The organism is uncultured Cellulomonas sp. (assembly GCF_947494015.1).
Taxonomy (GTDB): Bacteria; Actinomycetota; Actinomycetes; order Actinomycetales; family Cellulomonadaceae; genus Pengzhenrongella.
In genome coordinates, this window is the sequence record NZ_CANLTL010000006.1 from 133126 (window position 1) to 152090 (window position 18965).

General features: G+C 75.0%; 17 protein-coding genes, 1 tRNA gene and 1 riboswitch. Of the genes, 6 read left to right on the forward strand and 12 right to left on the reverse strand.

Annotation, left to right across the window (positions count from 1 at the left end; genetic code table 11):
* The first annotated feature begins 148 nt into the window (after positions 1 to 148).
* A complete protein-coding gene (locus Q0840_RS08760; RefSeq protein ID WP_298458846.1) occupies positions 149 to 1030 on the forward strand; it encodes a hypothetical protein in 882 nt (293 codons plus the stop codon).
* A gap of 131 nt (positions 1031 to 1161) precedes the next feature.
* On the opposite strand, the gene Q0840_RS08765 is transcribed toward Q0840_RS08760, so the two are convergent.
* The 7 genes from Q0840_RS08765 to Q0840_RS08795 form a co-directional block, all read right to left on the reverse strand.
* Positions 1162 to 2106: a YeiH family protein gene (locus Q0840_RS08765; protein WP_298458849.1), complete on the reverse strand. Its 945-nt coding sequence runs from the start codon at positions 2104 to 2106 to the stop codon at positions 1162 to 1164.
* A 338-nt stretch (positions 2107 to 2444) separates the two neighbouring features.
* The gene (locus tag Q0840_RS08770; protein WP_298458851.1) at positions 2445 to 2687 is read right to left on the reverse strand and encodes a LuxR C-terminal-related transcriptional regulator; all 243 of its coding nucleotides are present in this window, start codon (positions 2685 to 2687) and stop codon (positions 2445 to 2447) included.
* Positions 2688 to 2946: 259 nt separating this feature from the next.
* Positions 2947 to 3321: a glycine cleavage system protein GcvH gene (gene gcvH / locus Q0840_RS08775; protein WP_298458853.1), complete on the reverse strand. Its 375-nt coding sequence runs from the start codon at positions 3319 to 3321 to the stop codon at positions 2947 to 2949.
* Positions 3318 to 4577, reverse strand: a complete 1260-nt coding sequence (gene gcvT, locus Q0840_RS08780; protein ID WP_298458856.1) for a glycine cleavage system aminomethyltransferase GcvT — start codon at positions 4575 to 4577, stop codon at positions 3318 to 3320. Before gcvT ends, gcvH begins: the two co-directional genes overlap by 4 nt.
* The gene (gene gcvP / locus Q0840_RS08785) at positions 4574 to 7513 is read right to left on the reverse strand and encodes an aminomethyl-transferring glycine dehydrogenase (protein ID WP_298458859.1); all 2940 of its coding nucleotides are present in this window, start codon (positions 7511 to 7513) and stop codon (positions 4574 to 4576) included. Before gcvP ends, gcvT begins: the two co-directional genes overlap by 4 nt.
* Before the next feature lie 199 nt (positions 7514 to 7712).
* Positions 7713 to 7823, reverse strand: a riboswitch (glycine riboswitch).
* 52 nt (positions 7824 to 7875) lie between these two features.
* Positions 7876 to 9750 (reverse strand): bifunctional 2-polyprenyl-6-hydroxyphenol methylase/3-demethylubiquinol 3-O-methyltransferase UbiG, encoded by a 1875-nt coding sequence (locus Q0840_RS08790; RefSeq protein ID WP_298458861.1) that lies wholly within the window; start codon positions 9748 to 9750, stop codon positions 7876 to 7878.
* Positions 9751 to 9859: 109 nt separating this feature from the next.
* Complete coding sequence (locus Q0840_RS08795) at positions 9860 to 11023, reverse strand: pyridoxal phosphate-dependent aminotransferase (protein ID WP_298458864.1); 1164 nt, start codon at positions 11021 to 11023, stop codon at positions 9860 to 9862.
* A gap of 75 nt (positions 11024 to 11098) precedes the next feature.
* Between Q0840_RS08795 and corA the strand changes: the two genes are divergently transcribed.
* Positions 11099 to 12091: a magnesium/cobalt transporter CorA gene (gene corA, locus Q0840_RS08800; RefSeq protein ID WP_298458867.1), complete on the forward strand. Its 993-nt coding sequence runs from the start codon at positions 11099 to 11101 to the stop codon at positions 12089 to 12091.
* Between the two features lie 43 nt (positions 12092 to 12134).
* On the opposite strand, the gene Q0840_RS08805 is transcribed toward corA, so the two are convergent.
* A complete protein-coding gene (locus Q0840_RS08805; RefSeq protein ID WP_298459080.1) occupies positions 12135 to 12647 on the reverse strand; it encodes a low molecular weight protein-tyrosine-phosphatase in 513 nt (170 codons plus the stop codon).
* A 65-nt stretch (positions 12648 to 12712) separates the two neighbouring features.
* A complete protein-coding gene (gene map, locus Q0840_RS08810) occupies positions 12713 to 13567 on the reverse strand; it encodes a type I methionyl aminopeptidase (RefSeq protein WP_298458869.1) in 855 nt (284 codons plus the stop codon).
* Between the two features lie 580 nt (positions 13568 to 14147).
* Between map and Q0840_RS08815 the strand changes: the two genes are divergently transcribed.
* The gene (locus Q0840_RS08815) at positions 14148 to 15281 is read left to right on the forward strand and encodes a ScyD/ScyE family protein (RefSeq protein ID WP_298458873.1); all 1134 of its coding nucleotides are present in this window, start codon (positions 14148 to 14150) and stop codon (positions 15279 to 15281) included.
* A 76-nt stretch (positions 15282 to 15357) separates the two neighbouring features.
* On the opposite strand, the gene Q0840_RS08820 is transcribed toward Q0840_RS08815, so the two are convergent.
* Positions 15358 to 15960: a flavodoxin family protein gene (locus Q0840_RS08820; protein WP_298458875.1), complete on the reverse strand. Its 603-nt coding sequence runs from the start codon at positions 15958 to 15960 to the stop codon at positions 15358 to 15360.
* A 166-nt stretch (positions 15961 to 16126) separates the two neighbouring features.
* On the opposite strand from Q0840_RS08820, the gene Q0840_RS08825 reads away from it, so the two are divergent.
* Entirely contained in the window at positions 16127 to 16789 is a 663-nt protein-coding gene (locus tag Q0840_RS08825; RefSeq protein ID WP_298458877.1) for an NADPH-dependent F420 reductase, read from the forward strand.
* 79 nt (positions 16790 to 16868) lie between these two features.
* On the opposite strand, the gene Q0840_RS08830 is transcribed toward Q0840_RS08825, so the two are convergent.
* Both Q0840_RS08830 and Q0840_RS08835 read right to left on the reverse strand, forming a co-directional pair.
* Complete coding sequence (locus Q0840_RS08830) at positions 16869 to 17225, reverse strand: hypothetical protein (protein ID WP_298458880.1); 357 nt, start codon at positions 17223 to 17225, stop codon at positions 16869 to 16871.
* 161 nt (positions 17226 to 17386) lie between these two features.
* A tRNA-Leu gene (locus tag Q0840_RS08835) sits at positions 17387 to 17469 on the reverse strand.
* 284 nt (positions 17470 to 17753) lie between these two features.
* On the opposite strand from Q0840_RS08835, the gene Q0840_RS08840 reads away from it, so the two are divergent.
* Both Q0840_RS08840 and Q0840_RS08845 read left to right on the forward strand, forming a co-directional pair.
* Positions 17754 to 18464, forward strand: coding sequence for a DUF3662 and FHA domain-containing protein (locus Q0840_RS08840; protein WP_298458882.1), 711 nt, complete (start codon positions 17754 to 17756; stop codon positions 18462 to 18464).
* Between the two features lie 9 nt (positions 18465 to 18473).
* Positions 18474 to 18953: an FHA domain-containing protein gene (locus tag Q0840_RS08845; protein ID WP_298458884.1), complete on the forward strand. Its 480-nt coding sequence runs from the start codon at positions 18474 to 18476 to the stop codon at positions 18951 to 18953.
* Positions 18954 to 18965: the final 12 nt, after the last annotated feature.

The following is an 18965-nucleotide window of genomic DNA, read 5'->3' on the forward strand; positions in this document are numbered from 1 at the left end:
ACGACCACTCTGACGCCGGCGCCGACGGGGTGCCCGACGTCACTCCCGCGATTTCCCGACGCCACTCGCGACCGCACCGCGTCGTGGTTCCACGACGACGAGAGTGCGCTGCCGTCGTCGTGACGCCCGCGTCAAAGAGGAGGACACCATGGCACTTGCCGAGTCCATCGCCATCGCTGTCAGCGTCGTCAAGGCAGCGCCCGAGGTGATCAACGCGATGAACAGCGTGCTTCAGGCGTTCGACCGCTCGTGCATCATCGAGGTCGACAACATGACGCCGGAGAGCTTGCAGCCCACCGGCCACTCGCACGAGTCGGGCGCCTTCGGGCAAGCACCCGCACGGATCGATCCCTTCACTCCCGGCATGATGTCGTCCCACAGCACCGACTTCGCTCAGGGCGCCGTCGGTACGGCGTCCTTCGTCGGGCGCGACGTGTCGCTGACGATCCGCTTCAGCAATCCCTTCGTGGGCGGCAACCACGCAGAGGTCCAGGTCTCGGGAGCTCGGGCGCCGGAGTTCCAGGTCAGCCGGTCGGCCGGGGGCGGGAACACCGGAGCCCATTTCCGCTATGTGCTGACTCATCCCGTGCAGGACGACTGGCGCTTCTGCGCACGGTGCCACGGGCTGTTCTGGAACGGTCCCGACCAGGTCAACCACCGGTGCCCGAGCGGGGAGGTGCATCTCCCGCTGGGGGACGAGTTCATCGCCGTGCACTCCGTCCCGGAGGGACCGCGCCTCCAGGCCGGCTGGCGATTCTGCCCGCGGTGTCACGGCATGTTCTTCTCCGGGGGGGACACGAGCAACCACCGGTGCCCGGCGGGAGGTCTGCACGACGCATCCGTCGGGCTTGCCTTCGCCCTTCCGCATGACCTCCCGCCGAACGGCGCTCTCCAGACCAACTGGCGGTTCTGCACGACGTGCCACGGCATGTTCTTCAACGGCCCTGACCGCGCGAACCACCGGTGCGCCGCGGGAGGCCTGCACAACCCGGCAGGCTTCGAGTTCTCACTTCCGCGCATCACGAGATGACGCGGGCCGGGTCCCGGCACGGTGAGACGTCACGCGGTGCAGCGGTGCCGACGGTCTGAGCCGGCGGGACGACGTCGGCCGCCCCGTGCACGCGGTCGCCGGATCCTGGGCCCGGGACCCGGCACCCCTGCCTAGCCGACCAGGAGCAGCCCGCCGAGGCTGACCGCGAGCGCGGTGACGGTGGACACCGCACCCAGACCCAGGGCGCGTCCGCCGGTCCGCACCAGCCGGCGCAGGTCGACCTGTGCGCCGAGGCCGACCATCGCCGCGGCGAGGAGCACCGTGGTGAGCACCGACGCGTGCGTCAGGACCCGGTCGGGCAGCAGCCCGGTGCTGCGTACGGCGACCGCGACGAGGAAGCCGACGACGAACAGGGGCAGCAGGGGCGGGCGGCGGCGGCCCGCGACCGGCGCCGTGCCCCGGCGGACCGCGACGCTCACGCCCGCGACGAGCGGGGCGAGCAGCACCACGCGCGCCAGCTTGGCGACGACGGCGGCGGCGAGCGCGACACCGGACACCGCGCCGGCCGCCGCGACGACCTGTGCGACCTCGTGGACCGCCAGCCCTGCCCAGAGCCCGGCGGTGCGGTCGGCGAGGCCGAGCAGGCCGGCCAGCACGGGGACCAGCACGATGGTGGCGCTGCCGTACAGGGTGACCAGGGCGATGGCGGTTGCGACGTCCTCGTCGTCGGCGTCGGCGACCGGCGCCATCGCGGCGACGGCCGCGGCACCGCAGATCGCGAAGCCGGTCGCGACGAGCAGCCGCACCGGCCGGCGCACGCCCATCCGGCGGCCGACGAGGACGGTCACGGCGAATGTCGCCGCGACGGTCACCAGGAGCACGGCGAGCTCACCCAGGCCCAGCCGGAGCACGTCGGCCACGGCGAGCTGCAGCCCGAGCAGGACGACCCCCGTGCGCAGCAACGGGCGAGAGGACCAGGCCAGGCCCGGCTCGAGGACGGCCGGCACGACGTGGAGGTTGCGTGCCAGGACGCCGACGGCGATGGCCAGCAGGAGCGCCGAGACGGCGGGGACGCGGGACGCGGCCAGCAGGCAGGCGATCGCGACGGCCAGCACCGCCAGCGCGCCGGGGAGGCGTCGGGCGAGGGTGCGCCCGCGCGTCGAGGCCGCCGGTGGGTCGCGGCGAGGTCCTGCCGCAGCCGGTGCGGAGCGCGGCGGCTGCGCCGTCCGCGGGCCCGGCGCCGGACCGTGTCCGTCGGGACCTGCTCCGGTCACGCTGCCGGGTCGGGTGTCGGTCTCACGGCCGGGCTCGGCGTCGGCTGAGGGTGCGGGCACGTGCCCCACCCTGCCGCACCGGGCCGCACCGGGCCGCACCGGGCCGCACCGGGCCGCACGGTCACCGAGCGGGAGCCGTCACGCTCGGCCGGCGGCACGCCGGCCGGGACGCCGACGGCTCAGCGCAGACCGGCGGCGTGCGCCCAGGCGACCGCGTCGGCGCGGGTCGAGACGCCGAGCTTGCGGTACAGGCTGCGCACCTGGGACTTGACGGTGTTGCGGGTGACGAACAGCGTGGTGGCGATCTCCTCCAGGGTGACGTCCTCGGAGAGGTGGCCGAGGACCACGAGCTCACGCCGGGTCAGGGGCTCGGCGACGGGCGCGGTGTACGCGCCGGGCCTGACCAGCTCGAGAGTGCTCACGGTGACCTCCGGTGTTCCTGCGGCGTGCTGCCCGGTCGGGCGCCCGCCTGTGCCTTCTGACACAAGGAGAGACGCCTCACACCCGCACCTATGACGCGGTTTTCACCCGAAGTTTCCGGCCGGCTCGCTGGCGCGCGCACGAGCGGCCTGATATCGGGCATCCGTGCAGGTCAGGGGCGGATCACCGGCGCCGCGGCGGGGCGCCTGCCAGGAACCGGCGGGTCACCCGTCCGGTCCACGGCTCCGGACGCCGTGCCGGTCAGCTCCCCACGTGCGCCCGGTACTCCGCGGCGCTGAGCAGCGGTCCCGTGCCGCTCACCTCCACCCGCAGCAGCCAGCCCGCGCCGTACGGGTCGGACCCGACCACGGCCGGGTCGTCGACCGCCGCGGTGTTCACCTCGACCACGGTGCCGGTCACCGGGGAGTACAGCTCGGAGACCGACTTGGTGGACTCCACCTCGCCGCACACCTGGCCCGCCGTGACGGCGTCGCCGACCGCGGGCAGCTCGACGTACACCAGCTCGCCGAGCGCCTCGGCGGCCGTCGCGGTGATGCCGACGGTCGCCGGCGATCCCGCTGCGAGCCACTCGTGCTCGACGGTGTAGCGCAGGTGGTCGGGGAAGCTGCTGGTCACGGTGTCTCCTGGGGACGCAGGCTGCTCGGCGGGACGGACTCGGGACGACGGTAGAAGGGCAGGGGCACCACGCGCACGGGTTCGGCGCGTCCGCGCACGTCGACCGCGAGGTCGGTGCCCGGGGCGGCGGCGTCCGGGACCACGTAGGCCATCGCGACCGGGTACCCCAGCGTGGGCGACGGCGCCCCGGACGTCACGCGACCGACGACGTCGTCCAGGGCGTCGGGGGCTCGGACGACCCGGTGCCCGGCACGAGCGGCCCGCCGGCCCAGGCCCTGCAGACCGACCAGCACCCGGTCCGGCACCGCCGCGGAGCGCGCCGCCAGCGCGTCCCGCCCGACGAACGCCCGGGGCGCACCGTCCGGCCCGATCGTGCCCAGCCGGACGACCCGGCCCAGGCCGGCGTCGTACGGCGTCGTCGTGCGGTCGAGCTCGTGGCCGTACAGCGGCATGCCCGCCTCCAGACGCAGGGTGTCCCGCGCCGCGAGCCCGGCCGGGACCAGGCCGTGCGGCGCACCGGCGGCGAGCAGCCCGCGCCACAGGGCGGCGGCCGACGCGGCGGGCACGAACAGCTCGAAGCCGTCCTCGCCGGTGTACCCGGTGCGCGCGACCAGCGCCGGCACGCCCGCCACAGTCGCGGGCAGACCCGCGGAGGAGCGCAGGCTCGTGACAGCCTCGACGTCCCCGGCCGCGGCGAGCGAGGTCACGACGGCGGCCGCGCGCGGCCCCTGCACCGCGATCAGCGCGGTCGCGGCCGACGCATCGGTGACCCGGGCACCGGAACCCTGCGCGCGCTGCGTCAGCTCGGACAGCACGACGCCGGCGTTGGCCGCGTTCGCCACCACGAGGAAGGAGTCCGTCCCGGTCCGGTACACGACCAGGTCGTCCAGGACGCCGCCGTCGGGGGCGCAGATCATCGTGTACCGGGCCCGGCCCACCGCCACCGCGGACAGGTGCCCGACGAGGGCGTGGTCCAGCGCGGCCGCGGCGCCCGGGCCGGCCACCTCGATCTCGGCCATGTGGGACAGGTCGAACAGCCCCGCGGCGGTCCGCACGGCGAGGTGCTCGGCGCGGTCCCCGGCGTACCGCAGGGGCATCGACCACCCGGCGAAGGGGGTGAGGGTCGCGCCGAGGGCGGCGTGCTCGTCGTGCAGCGGGCTGCGCCGCAGCGCGCCGTCCGCCGCGGTACCCGCCGGACCGGCGGCGCCGTCGTCGTCGGTGCTGCCGGCGCCGCCCGTCCCGCTGCCGGTGCTCATCGCTCGTACGCCTCGATCGGCGGGCACGAGCACACCAGGTTGCGGTCCCCGTACGCGCCCTCCACCCGCCGCACGGGGGGCCAGTACTTGTCCGCGCGCAGGGACGCGACCGGGTACGCGGCGAGCTCGCGCGGGTAGGGCCGGTCCCAGGTGTCGGCGGTGACGGCGGCGGCGGTGTGCGGGGCCCCGCGCAACGGCGAGTCGGCGACCTCCCACCGCCCGGCGGCGACCGCATCGATCTCGCCGCGGATCGCGACCAGGGCGTCGACGAACCGGTCCAGCTCGGCGAGGTCCTCGCTCTCGGTCGGCTCGACCATGAGCGTGCCCGGCACGGGGAACGACAGCGTCGGCGCGTGGAACCCGTAGTCCATGAGCCGCTTGGCGACGTCCTCGGCGGTGACGCCCGTCCCCTTGGTGATCGCGCGCAGGTCCAGGATGCACTCGTGCGCGACCAGGCCCGTGGGCCCGGTGTAGAGCACCGGGAAGTGGTCGCCCAGCCGCGCGGCCAGGTAGTTCGCGGCGAGCACCGCGGTCTCGGTCGCGCGGCGGAGCCCCTCACCGCCCATCAGCGCCACGTAGGCCCACGAGATCGGCAGGATGCCCGCCGACCCGTACGGGGCCGCGGACACCGGCGCGACCCGTCCCCGCCCCGGCAGGTACGGCGCGAGATGCGCGGCCACCGCGACCGGGCCGACGCCGGGCCCTCCGCCGCCGTGCGGGATGCAGAACGTCTTGTGCAGGTTCAGGTGCGACACGTCCCCACCGAGCTCCGCCGGCCGGCCCAGGCCCACCAGGGCGTTGAGGTTGGCGCCGTCGACGTACACCTGCCCGCCGGCCGCGTGCACGAGGTCGCACACCGTGCGCACGTCGGGCTCGTACACGCCGTGGGTCGAGGGGTAGGTGATCATGATCGCCGCGACGCGCGGGCCGTGCTCGGCGAGCTTCGCGCGCAGGTCGTCCTGCCGCACCGAGCCGTCGTCGGCGGTGGCCACGACCACGACGCGCATGCCGGCGAGCACCGCGGACGCCGCGTTGGTGCCGTGCGCCGACGCGGGGATGAGGCAGACGTCGCGCCGGGCGTCGTCCGGGCCGGCCTGGTCGCGCAGGTAGCCGCGGATGGCGAGCAGCCCGGCGAGCTCGCCCTGCGACCCGGCGTTGGGCTGCACCGACACCGCGGCGTACCCGGTGATCTCGGCCAGCCAGCCCTCGAGCTGCTCGACCAGCTCGGTGTAGCCGGCGGTCTGCTCACGCGGCGCGTACGGGTGGATGGACGCGAAGCCCGGCCAGCCGATCGGCTCCATCTCGACGGTCGCGTTGAGCTTCATGGTGCACGACCCGAGCGGGATCATCGTCCGGTCCAGCGCGAGGTCGCGGTCCGCCAGCCGCCGCAGGTACCGGAGCATGGCCGTCTCCGAGCGGTACAGGTGGAACACCGGGTGGGTCAGGTAGGGGCTCGTCCGGCGCAGCTCCGGCGGCAGTCCGGTGCCGCCCGACGCCGGGCCGTCCGCCCGTGCCCCCGGCGCGACCGCCGCGTCCGGCCGGCTCCGGGACGCCGCCGCGTCACCGGGACTGGCGCCGGCGTCGGCGAAGGCGGCCAGGACGGTGGCGACGTCGGCGTCGGTGGTCGTCTCGTCGCAGGCGACCTGGACGTGGTCGGCGTCCGGGGCGTGCACGTTCACGCCGCGCCGCGCGGCCGCGGCGAGGACGGCGCCCGACCGTCCGGGCACGACCGCGCGCACGGTGTCGAAGACCGCCTCGTGCTGCACCGCCACACCGCCCGACCGCAGCCCGGCGGCCAGCGCGACCGCGTGCCCGTGCACGCGCTCGGCGATCGCCCGGAGGCCGTCGGGGCCGTGGTGCACGGCGTACATCGAGGCGACGATCGCGAGCAGCGCCTGCGCGGTGCAGATGTTGCTGGTCGCCCGTTCCCGGCGGATGTGCTGCTCGCGGGTCTGCAGCGCGAGGCGGTACGCGCGGTCGCCGTCGGCGTCGACCGAGACGCCCACCAGCCGCCCGGGCAGCATCCGCTCCAGCCCGGTGCGCACCGCCATGAACGCGGCGTGCGGCCCGCCGAAGAACAGCGGGACGCCGAACCGTTGGGCGCTGCCGACCGCGACGTCGGCGCCCAGCTCGCCGGGCGGCGTCAGCAGGGTCAGGGAGAGCAGGTCGGCGGCGACGGTGACGAGCGCGCCCGCGCTCTTCGCCGCGGCGACGAGCGGACGCAGGTCGCGCACCGCACCGGAGGCGCCGGGCTGCTGCAGGACGACGCCGATCACGCCGTCCTCGCCGCCGAGCCCGTCGGGCCACCCGTGCCTGAGGTCGGCGACCACCAGCGGCAGGCCCGTCGCCTCGGCGCGCCCGCGGGCCACCTCGAGCGTCTGCGGCAGGCAGTCGGCGTCGAGCACGACGACGCCGTCGGGTCGTCCCTTGACCGCGCGTCGCATGAGCAGGACGGCCTCGGCGACGGCCGTGGCCTCGTCCAGCAGCGAGGCGTTGGCGACGGGCAGCGCGGTGAGGTCGGCCACGACGGTCTGGAAGTTCAGCAGCGCCTCGAGCCGACCCTGGGAGATCTCCGGCTGGTACGGCGTGTACGCGGTGTACCAGGCGGGCGACTCGAGCACGTTGCGTCGGATGACCGCGGGCGTGACGGTCGGGGCGTACCCGAGCCCGATCATCTGCGTCATCACGGTGTTCCTCGCGGCGACGGCGCGCAGCGCGTCGAGGACCTCCTCCTCGCCGCGCGGGGCGGGCAGGTCCAGCGGTCGGTCGGTGCGGATGGTGGCCGGCACCGCCGCGTCGACGAACCCGTCCAGCGACGTGTGGCCGACGGCCGCCAGCATGGTCGCCAGGTCGTCCGTCCGGGGTCCGATGTGGCGGTCGGCGAAGCCGGCGGCCGCGTCGGTGCGGTGGACCGGTGCGTGCTCGGGCTGGGTCACGGGGCGGCTCCGAGAATCGGCCCGGCGCACGCCGGGAACGGGTGGTGACCTCCCCGCTCTGTCATCCGGCGACCGGGTCGCCGACCTGAGAGTTTGGCCGGTCCGCCCGGGCCCTCGCGGGCCCCGCCCCCTCGGGGGCCGGCGTGCCGGTGTGCACCGTCGGTGGGCCGCACGCGGTGCGACCACTTTCCAGAGTTGCCTGGCCGCGGCGGTCCGGGGGCCTGAGAGATTCCCGGGGAGGGACTTGCTCCTTCGGCGCCTCAGGCCCGGCCGGGTGGCCGGGACGGGAGGACTCTCCCGCTGCGGTTCGAGCAGCGTCGTGCCATGAAGTTGTCGTCCGCGGCCACGATACGCCGGTGTGCTCAGCGGGTGCGGCGCGCCGCGCGCACCCGCTCGACCACCGACCGGTACGCCTCCACCGCGCGGTACGCCCGGCTGCCGCGGATCTCGGCCAGCTCGGCGGCGAGCCGGTCCCGGTCCGCCGGCACCCCGTCGGCGGATCCCTGGCCGTCGGTGACGCCCGCGCGTTGCGCCTCCAGCTCGGCGACGTGTCGCTCGAGACGCTCGACCCGCCGGATGGCCTGCAGGTCCAGCGGCCCGTCGGCCAGCGCCGTGCGCAGGCCCGCCCACAGCGCCGCCTCCTCGTCCGACGGTCCCACCGTGCCGCCGAACCCGGTGCCGGCCGGTCCGGCCGGGCGCACGGTCCGGCGCAGGGTCGCCTCGCGACGCACCGCCTCCGCGAGCCAGCCGTCCCCGAGGCCGACCATCGCACCCAGGTGCAGCACGAGGTCCTCGACCGTCCGCTGCGCCCAGCGGTGCGCGGCGGTCACCCCGGGCAGCTTCAGCCCCAGCGTGAGCGCGCCGCGGGCGAGCACGTCCTCGCGGCTCCAGTCCCGGGCGCGGTACTCGTCGTCGATCAGCACCAGCCGCCCGTCGGGCGCGACGATCATGTTGTGCGGCAGCAGGTCCAACGGGGCACCCTGGCTCCAGTCGGCGTCGCGCACGACGTCGGCCCACTGGCCGAGCAGGGCCGCGATGCGGCTCTCGTCCGCGGCCGCCAGGACGTCCAGCAGCTCGTCGCCGGGCTGGTACGGCGAGGTCTGGGCGACGCAGCGCACGCCGTCCACCTCCGTCCCGGCCAGCGCGTGCCGCTCGCGCCGGAACACCGGGCCGTCGGGGCCGTCCTCGAGCACGGTCCGCACGCTGAACTCCCGGCGGCGCACGTTGCGCGCGAAGACGGCGTGCCGCCCGTCGGGCCACAGCGCGGGCTGCGGCCCCGGCGTGTGCGCCAGCACGACGAAGGAGTTCGGGAACTGCCACGTCAGGCCGGACCGGACGAGCGTGCGCCAGACCGCGTGCTCGTCGGCCACCCGGTGCCGGAAGCCGCGCCGGTCGGGGCTCGGGAACGGCGGGATCCGGTGCGCGAGCGACGGGTCGACGCCGTCGAGCGACTCCCCGAGCAGCACCGCCGTGCGCTTGTAGTCCGGGAAGGCGCCGAGCACCTGCGCCACCCCGAGCCCGGACCGTTCGAGCATCCCGGTCAGCTCGGCGCGGCTGAAGACGCGCGCGTGGTTCGGCCGCGGGTAGCCCTCGAGCGAGTCGTACTCGCGGTCGGTGTGGTCCTCCGGTGAGCCGACGACGTACTTCACGCCGAGCGCGTTCTCGATCGCGAGCACCAGCACGCCACCGGGCCGCAGGCGCGCCGCGACGTCCCGCAGGAACGCCTCGTACGGCGCATGGTCTGCGGTGCCGTTGCCGACGTACTCCAGCACGCCGTTGACCAGGGCGACGTCGTACACCGGCTCGGCCGGCACGTCCGCGACCTCGCCGGCGAAGACCTCGACGTTCGGCAGGTCCCGGCAGCGCTGGCGCGCCACCTGGGCGCGCCGGTGCATCGGCTCCACGGCGTCGACGACGGCGCACGTCTCGCCGAGGTACCGGGTGACCGCCCCGCAGCCCGCACCGATCTCGAGCACGTGCGCGGTGGCGGGCAGGTCGAGGAACCGCACGACGTTCGAGCGCCGGCTGTTGACGTGGTACGTCACCGCGGAGCCCGCGTCGACGCGGTCCAGCTCGGGGCTGTCGGCGCTGATGTCCTCGGCGGCGGCGAGCAGCTCCATGACGGTCAGCTCGGCCGGCTCGACGTACTGCACCTGGGACTCACCCAGCAGGTGCACGCCGTCCGACGGCGTGGACCCGGTCACCAGGCGGCGCACGGGTGTGGCGTGATCGGTCATGGGTGCCCCCTTCGAGCGACCCGCGACTGTAGCAACGCCGGTCACCGCTGCACCCCCGGCGCCCGTCGGTCCGCGAGCAGTCGTCAGCGCCCAGACGTCGTCGCCGCGGTCAGGCGAGGGTCCGCTGCCAGGCCACGATGCGGTCGACCGCCTCGCGCACCACCTCCAGCGACGAGGCGAACGACAGCCGCACGTACGCGTCGCCGTCGACGCCGTCGAAGTCGGTGCCGGGGGTCAGCGCGACCCCGGCCTCGGCGAGCAGCCGGGCGCACCACGTCACCGAGTCCAGCCCCGACGCGGAGACGTCCGCGTACAGGTAGAAGGCGCCGTCGGCCGGTGCGACGCGGCTCCACCCGAGCTCGGGCAGCCGCTCGAGCAGCAGGTCACGGCAGGCGGCGTACCGCTCGACGTTGGCCTGCGCCGCGGCGTACCCCTCCGGGCTGAGCGCCGCGACCCCGGCGTGCTGGGCGAGCGCCGGCGGGCACAGCGCGACGTTCCCGGCCAGCGCGTCCACCGCCCGGACGAGGTCGTCCGGGAGCAGCATCCAGCCCAGCCGCCAGCCGGTCATCGCCCAGTACTTGGAGAACGAGTTGACGACGACGGCGCCGCGGTCCAGGTACCGCGCCGCCGTCGACGGTGCCGGGCCGCCGTAGGTGATGCCGTGGTAGATCTCGTCGCTGACCAGCCGCACCCCGTGCTCGCCGCACCAGGTCGCGAGCGCGGCGAGGTCCTCGGGGCCGATCATCGTCCCGGTCGGGTTGGCCGGGCTGGCGATCACGAGCCCGTCGACCGGGCGGTCGAGCGCCCGGAGCTGGTCGACCGTCGGCTGGTACCGGGTCCCCGGGCCGCAGTCGAGCTCGACCACCTCGCACCCGAGCGCCGCCAGGATGTTCTTGTAGGCCGGGTAGCCCGGGCGGGCGAGGGCGACGCGGGCGCCGACGTCGAACGCCGCCAGGAACGCCAGCATGAACCCGCCGGAGGAGCCGGTGGTCACCGCGACCCGTGCCGGGTCGACGTCGACGCCGTACCAGCGCCCGTAGTGCTCGGCGATCGCGGCGCGCAGCGGCGGCGCGCCCATCGCCTCGGTGTACCCCAGGTCGCCGGACTGCAGCAGCTCGACGGCCCGCTGCCGGACGACGTCGGACGCGCCGGTGGCGGGCTCACCCGCGCAGAGGTTGAGCACCGACTCCCCCGCGGCGCGGCGCGCGTTGGCGGCGGCGAGGATCTCCATCACGGCGAACGGGGGGACGGACGACCGGCTCGACGCCTTCATCCCGCCATCCTGTCGCGGACGGCGTCGTCGCGCACCGGCGGCCGGGGTGCCGGACCGGCGGAGTAGCCTCGCCGGGTGATCGTGGACTGCGGCGTGTACGCGGGCGGCCTGCGCCGGCCCGGGGAGGCGGACGTGCGCCGTGCCGTCGAGGTGGCGGTCGCCGAGCGGGGCTTCGTCTGGATCGGCCTGTCCCAGCCGACCGCCGAGGAGTTCGACGCGCTGCAGCGCCAGCTGCGCCTGCCGCAGCTCGCGGTGGAGGACGCGGTCAAGGCGCACCAGCGGCCCAAGCTGGAGCGCTACGACGACCTGACGTTCGCCGTCGTGAAGCCGGCGCGGTACGTCGACCACGACGAGGTCGTGAAGATCGGCGAGCTGGCCATCTTCCTGGGCCGCGACTTCATCCTCACGGTGCGGCACGGCGACACCGAGGTCCCCGCCCAGGTGCGCCGCGACCTGGAGGCCGACCCCGAGCTGCTCGCGCACGGCCCCGCCGCGGTGCTCTACCGGTGCCTGGACCTCGTGGTGGACGAGTACCTGTCGATCGTCGACTCCATCGGGGTGGACGTCGACCAGATCGAGGACCAGGTCTTCGGTGGTGTGCCGGGCGAGCACGCCGAGCGCATCTACAAGCTCAAGCGCGAGGTGCTCGAGTTCCGACGTGCGGTCGTCCCGCTGGTGACGCCGGTGCTGCAGCTCGTCGAGGGCACGGTGCCCGGCGTGGGCCCGGACGCGCAGGCGTACTTCCGCGACGTGCACGACCACCTGCTGCGCGCCGCCGACGCGATCGAGGGGTACGACGACCTGCTGAGCAACGTGCTCCAGGCCGAGCTCGCCCAGGTGACCGTGGAGCAGAACCGCGTGTCGGTCCGGCAGAACGAGGACATGCGCAAGATCTCCGCATGGGCCGCGATCGCGCTGGTCCCGACGGCGATCGCCGGCATCTACGGGATGAACTTCGAGCACATGCCCGAGCTCGAGACCCGGTACGGGTACTTCGTCGTGCTCGCGGTCATCGTGGCCGCGTGCGTGGGCCTGCACGCCCTGTTCCGGCGCAACGACTGGCTGTAGGCGCCGCCCTGCGGGGAGCCCGGGGTCGCCCGACGGCGGCCGGTCAGCCCGGCGCGACCTCGCGCGCCGACAGGTCGGCGCGGACGCGGTCGACGATCGCGTCGGCGGCCGCCTCGACCTGCTCCAGGCACTCGACGAAGTCGGCCGGACCGCCGTACCAGGGGTCGGCGATGTCGAGCAGGTGCTCGGCGTCGGCGGCGTCGGTCACCGGCGCGGCCGGGTCGAAGGACCGGTACATGACCACCCGGTCGCTGACGTCCGGGGTCTTCGCCAACCGGCGCAGCGCCCGGGCGTGGGTGGACGTCATCGCGAGCACGAGGTCGTGGCCGGTCAGGTCGGTCGCCCGCACCTGACGCGCCGCGCGGCGCGGGACGTCGTACCCGTGGGCACGCAGCACGTCCTGCGCCCGCGCGTCGATCGGGTTGCCGTGCTCCTCGTCGCTGATGCCGGTCGAGCTGACCTCGACCACGTCCCCGAGCCCGGCGTCCTCGAGCCGGCGGCGCAGCACGACCTCGGCCATGGGTGACCGGCAGATGTTCCCGGTGCACACGGTCATCACCCGGTACCGCCGCGCACGCTCGCCGGCGCCCGTGCCCGTATCCGTGCCCGTGCCCGTGCGGCTCACGCCGGCGCCCCGTCGGTCGGTTCGGTCCCCGGTCCGGGTACCGGCACCCGCGACGACGCGGGCGCGGCAGCCGCGGCGGTCCCGCCCGGCGGGGCGGTCAGGACCACCGGACCGCGCGCGGTGATCGCCACGGTGTGCTCGGCGTGCGCGGCGCGCGAGCCGTCGGCGGACCGGATGGTCCACCCGTCGTCGTCGATCAGGTAGCCGTCGCCGCCGGCCATGAACCACGGCTCGATCGCGATCACCAGGCCGGTGCGCAGCTTCATCCCCCGGCCCGCGGAGCCGAGGTTCGGCACGTGCGGCTCCTCGTGCATCGTGCGTCCGACGCCGTGACCGCCGAAGTCCGCGTTGATGCCGAGCCCGGCGCGGCGGCCCACCTCGCCGATGGCGGCCGAGATGTCGCCCATCCGGGCGCCCGGACGCGCGGCCGCGATCCCGGCCCGCAGGGCGCGCTCGGTCGTCTCGATCAGCCGGAGCGACTCCGGGTCGGGCGTCCCGACGACGAACGACACCGCCGAGTCCGCGACCCAGCCGCCGACCTCGGCCGCGAAGTCGATGCTCAGCAGGTCGCCGTCGGCCAGCACGGCGTCCGACGGCAGGCCGTGCAGCGCCGCGTCGTTGACGGAGGTGCACAGCACACCCGGGTACGGCATCGCGCCGAACGAGGGGTGGTATCCCAGGTACACCGACCGCGCACCGGCCGCGTCGATCATCTTGTGGGCGTGCGCGTCGAGCTGGCGCAGCGTGGTGCCGACGGTGGCGCGCTGCCGGACCGATGCGAGGACCCCGGCGACGAAGCGGCCGGCGACCCCGATGGCGTCGATCTCGGCTGCGCTCTTGAGCTCGACCATGGGCGACACCTTCTCACCTGCGGCAGCCACCGGCGCAGCGGGCGAGCCCCGGGGCAGCGGGCCGGTGCGGGCCGGTGCGGGCCGGTGCGGGCATGGAACAGCCCGTGGGCCGGACCTTGCGGTCCTGCCGCGCCGGACGAGTGCGCGGCTCCCACGGGCTGCGGTGACTGCCTGGGACTCACCAGCCGCTCATGGCCGTCGAGCCCGGACAGTGCCGTCCGATGGATCGGGCGACTAGTGGACAGTCACCTCTCGCGTCCGAAGAAAATTCACTTCTGGACCACCTCCTTCCTCGATGGCACGACCGTACGTCCGACGCGGCGGACCGCGCCACCGCTTTGTGCCACCGGCGGCCACCGGGCCGCCGCGACACCGCCCGAAATGTCCGTTCCCTACCCTCTTGCCCCGGTACCGCGTGGTGCGCTGCACTTCTCCCGTGCGCGACGGCGCACGCGCCCGGCCGTGTGCCGGCGCACGCGAAGGTCCGCGCCCTGGCTCGACGGAGCCGCAGCGCCGACCGGTCGGGACGTCCTCGCGACGCCCTACCTCACGTCGTCCTCTCCTTCTCACGGGAGCACCCATGCCTGGTTCCACCCTGCCGCGGACGTTGCGCGCAGCTCTCACCTCCACCGTCCTGTGCGGTGCGCTGGTCGCCACCGGCGGCGCCGCGCAGGCGCGCGACGACCACGGCCACGGCCGCTGGCCGGTACCGACCGCGGGCACCCCCGAGGTGCTCGCCGACGGTCTCGTCGGCCCGCTGAGCCTGGACGTCGGCACCCACCGCACCGTCTACGTCAGCCAGAACTTCGCGGGCACCATCGACGCCGTCCGGAAGGGTGCGGTCACCCCGGTCGTGACGTCGCCGTCCCCGGACGTCGAGCTCGGCTCGGTGTCGTCGCAGGGCAGCCGCCTGTACTACACGACCTCCATCGGGGCGGGGACGCCCGACTTCGACGCGCACCTCGTGACCCGCACCCCGCGCGGTGAGGAGCAGGTCCTCGCGGACCTGGGTCAGCACGAGCGCGACCACAACCCCGACGGTGAGATCACGTACGGCTTCGTCGGGCTGGCCGACGGCTGCGAGATCCCCGAGGGCATCCCGGTCAGCTACCCCGGTGCCCTGGACTCCCACCCGTACGCCACGGAGCTGTGGCACGGCAAGGTGCTGGTCGCGGACGCGGGCGGCAACGACATCCTCTCCGTCGACCGGCACGGTGACGTCAGCACCGTCGCGGTGCTCCCGCCCACGCCGCTGGAGGTCACCGCCGACGTCGCCGGGGGCCTCGGACTGCCCGAGTGCGCGGTGGGCTCGACCTACCTGCTCGAGTCGGTGCCCACCGACGTGGAGGTCGGCACGGACGGATGGCTGTACGCCACGTCACTGCCCGGCGGGCCGGAGGGACCGGGTCTGCCGCTGGGCGCGGTGTACCGGGTGCACCCGAGGTCCGGCGCCGTCGAGCTGGTCGCGCGCGCCTTCTCCGGTGCGACCAACCTGGCCGTCGGACCGAAGGGTGAGATCTTCGTGACCGAGCTCTTCGGCGGCAAGGTGTCGGTGATCCCGCGCGGCTCGTCCACGCCGCAGACCTTCCTCGAGGCGGCCCTGCCGGCCGCGGTCGAGGTGGACGGCAAGTCGCTCTACGTCACCACCGAGGCGCTGCCCGGCGACGGCGCCCCGCCGAGCGGCAAGATCCTCAAGGTGGCCCTGCAGTACTGACCGGCGTCCGCGAGGGCACGGAACGACGGCGGCGGGGCGCAGGCTCCGCCGCCGTCGCCGGGTCTGGCCGGCCCCGTCAGTCCTGCAGGCGCCGCGCGATCGTGATCGTGCGCCGGGCCAGGTGGTCGAGCGCGTCGAGCTGGGGCTGGCCCAGCGGGATGTCGTTGTCGGCGCCGGTCGCGTGCGAGACGCCGTAGGGATTGCCGTCCACGAACTTCACCGGGTCGGTGTAGCCGGGTGTGACCAGGATCCCGCCCCAGTGCGCCACCTGGTGGTAGAGCGCCAGCAGCGTCGACTCCTGACCGCCGTGCGCCGTCTGGGAGGCGGTGAAGCCGGCGTAGACCTTGTCGGCGAGCTGGCCCTGGGACCACGCCGGTCCGGTGGTGTCGAGCAGCTGCTGGAACTGGCTGGCCACGTTGCCGTACCGGGTCGGCGAGCCGAGGAGCACGACGTCGGCCCACACGAGGTCGTCCGCGCTGGCGGTCGGCTCGTCCTTCATCGCCTCGACGTGCGCGGCCCAGGCGGGGTTGGACGCGATGGCCTGCTGGGGGGCGATCTCCGCTGCGTGCCGGCGCCGGACCTCCGCGCCGGCCGCGACGCAGGCCTGCTCCAGCCGTTCGGCCATCCCCTGCAACGTGCCGGTGGCCGAGTAGTAGACGATCGCGACCTTGACGCTCATGGTGCTCCTCTGCTCGTCGGCGCCAGGTCCGCGCCGGGACCTCGATCGTCCGCTGCGGGCGGCGGTCCGGCATCTCGGCCCCCGCCGCTCCGGCCGGTGTGCGGCACCGCCCCGCGTCCCCGCCACGGTGGGGAACACCGTGGGTGCCGGCGAGGTTGCGGCGGGCATGACGACGATCGGACTCATCGGAGCAGGGCACATCGGCAGCACCCTGGCGCGGCTGGCGGTCGGGGCCGGTCTCGGGGTGATCATCAGCAACTCGCGCGGACCGCAGACGCTGGTCGACCTGGTCGCCGACCTGGGTGACGCCGCCCGCGCCGGCACCGCCGTGGAGGCCGCGACCGAGGGCGACGTCGTCGTGGTGACGGTCCCGCTGCACGCGATCGACAAGGTCCCGGTCGAGCCGCTGGCCGGCAAGGTCGTCCTCGACACCACCAACTACTACTCCCAGCGGGACGGCCACCGCCCGGAGCTCGACTCCGGCGAGACCTCGTCGTCCGAGCTCCTCGCGGCGCACCTGCCCGGGGCTTGGGTCGTGAAGGCGTTCAACCACATCACCGCCGCCGACCTCGGCAGCCAGGGACTGCCGGCCGGCACCGACGGCCGCCGCGCCCTGGCGATCTCCGGGGACGACGCCGAGGCGAAGGCCGTGGTCGCGTCGATCATCGACCGTCTGGGCTTCGACGTGGTCGACGCCGGACCGCTGGCCGGTGGTTGGCGGCACGCGCCGGGCACCCCCGCCTACCTGCCCAGGCTCGACCGGGCCGCTCTGGAGCAGGCCCTGGCCGACGCCCGGCCCGGCCCGGGCGACGGGTCCGCGACCGCCTGACCCGGGCCCCGGCACGCGACGAGGCGGCACGAGAGCGGGCAGCCGCCCCGCACACCGCCCCGACCCGGGGTGTGCCGCGTCAGTCCCGACGGCGGATGACGCGGTCGGTCAACACGGTCGGTACCGGGGCGTGGCCGGGACCGCCCCGGTCGAGCCAGCCCGCGAGCTCGGCGGTCGGCCCGTCGCCGGCGAGCCGCTCGAACCACACCGGGCGGCCGTCGGCGCGGCGGCCCGCGGGGCTGGGCCGAACGACGACGACGTCACCGCGGTCGCACTCGTCCAGGCACTCGACGAGCGCGAGCCGGGCGGCACCGCGGGACTCGATGGCGCGCAGCCGGTCCAGCTGACCGCCGGGGACGTCCCCCGGCTCCCCGAGGCTCTCCCCCGCGCACAGGCGGCACGCGGTCAGCGCCGGCACGCCGTCGGCGGGGCGCACGGCAGGTCGCACGCTCGTCGCGACGGGCGTCAGCGGGCACCGCTCCAGCACGACACCGGCTCCCTTCCTCCACGCAGCCGCCGGCACCCCACCGACCGCCCAGCCACCAACGACGAACCCCCGGCCGGACCGAGGTCCGACCGGGGGTTGGCCGTTCTGTGTGCGCGAGGGGGGACTTGAACCCCCACGCCCTTTCGGACACTGGCACCTGAAGCCAGCGCGTCTGCCATTCCGCCACTCGCGCGCGCCGGAGCACATTAGCACGGTGTCCGGGTGGGTCCCGCATCGCCTCCGAGGTGCCCCGGGGCGATCCGGCGCCCGGGGCACCAGGAGGCGGCCGACCGGCCGGCCGCACGCGGAGCCCCGGGGCCGACTCGCGACCGTCTCACCCGGCACAGTGGCGCCGCAGCGACGCCGGATCGTTACCATCGGGGAGGACGGGGGCCCGCCGTCCGGTGCCCGCCTGCCCAGGTCACGCACTGCGCGGGTCCTGCGTGGGCAACTGGACGACGGCGCAAGGAGGTGGTCATGGGCATCCTCGACAGGTTCGAGCAGGGCGTCGAGCGGGTCGTCAACACGGCCTTCGCCAAGGCGTTCCGCAGCGAGGTCAAGCCCGTGGAGCTCGCGAGCGCGCTGCGTCGTGAGGTCGACGACCGCGCCGCCGTGGTGGACCGCGACCGGACGGTCGTGCCGAACGACTTCACCATCGAGCTGTCCCCGACCGACTACCAGCAGGTCGTCGACTGGGGAGCGGAGACCCTCGCCGACGAGCTCGCGGCGAACGTCACCGACCACGCCGGCAGCCAGCGGTACGCGTTCGTCGGGCCGGTCACCGTGACCTTCGACGAGCACGACGACCTGGAGACCGGCCGGTTCCGGGTGCGCAGCGCCACGGCCCGCGGGGCCGTCGCCCCGGCCACGACCGCCGCGCCGAGCGCACGACACCCCCTGGTGGACATCGACGGGCAGCGGTACCTGCTGACCGGTCCGGTCACCGTGATCGGGCGCGGCTCCGAGGCCGACATCATCGTGGACGACCCCGGGGTGTCCCGGCGCCACCTGGAGATCCGGGTGACCCGCGACGGCGTCATCGCCACCGACCTCGGGTCGACCAACGGGCTGTTCGTCGAGGGGCACCAGGTCCCGGCGGCGACCCTGCTGGACGGCAACACGCTGACCATCGGGCGCACGCGCATCATGTTCTGGACCGGCGAAGCGGACGCCGCCCACGATGAGTGAGCGCGCGTCGTGAGCGAGCTCGCCATCACGCTGCTGCGCCTGGGCTACCTCGTGCTGCTGTGGGTGTTCGTCCTGTCCGCGATCGGGGTGCTGCGCCGGGACCTCTACGGCACCCGGATCGTCCCGCGCCGGCGCGGTGCCCGCGGGGGCGACGCGACCCGGGCGGGTGCGCCGGCCGGGGACACCCGGCGCGACGCCGCCCCCAGCCGGCTGGTCGTGACCGAGGGGCCGCTGACCGGCACCACGCTGCCGCTGACGTCGTCGGCCATCCTGATCGGGCGGGCGCCGTCGTGCACGCTCGTGCTGGACGACGACTACTCCTCCTCCCGCCACGCCCGGCTCTACCCCGAGGGCGGCCAGTGGTTCGTCGAGGACCTCGGCTCGACGAACGGCACGTTCCTCGGCCAGGCCCGGGTGGACCGGCCCACGCCCGTCGCGCCGGGCGCCTCGGTCCGGGTCGGCAAGAGCGTCCTCGAGCTGCAGAGATGAGGACGGCACCGA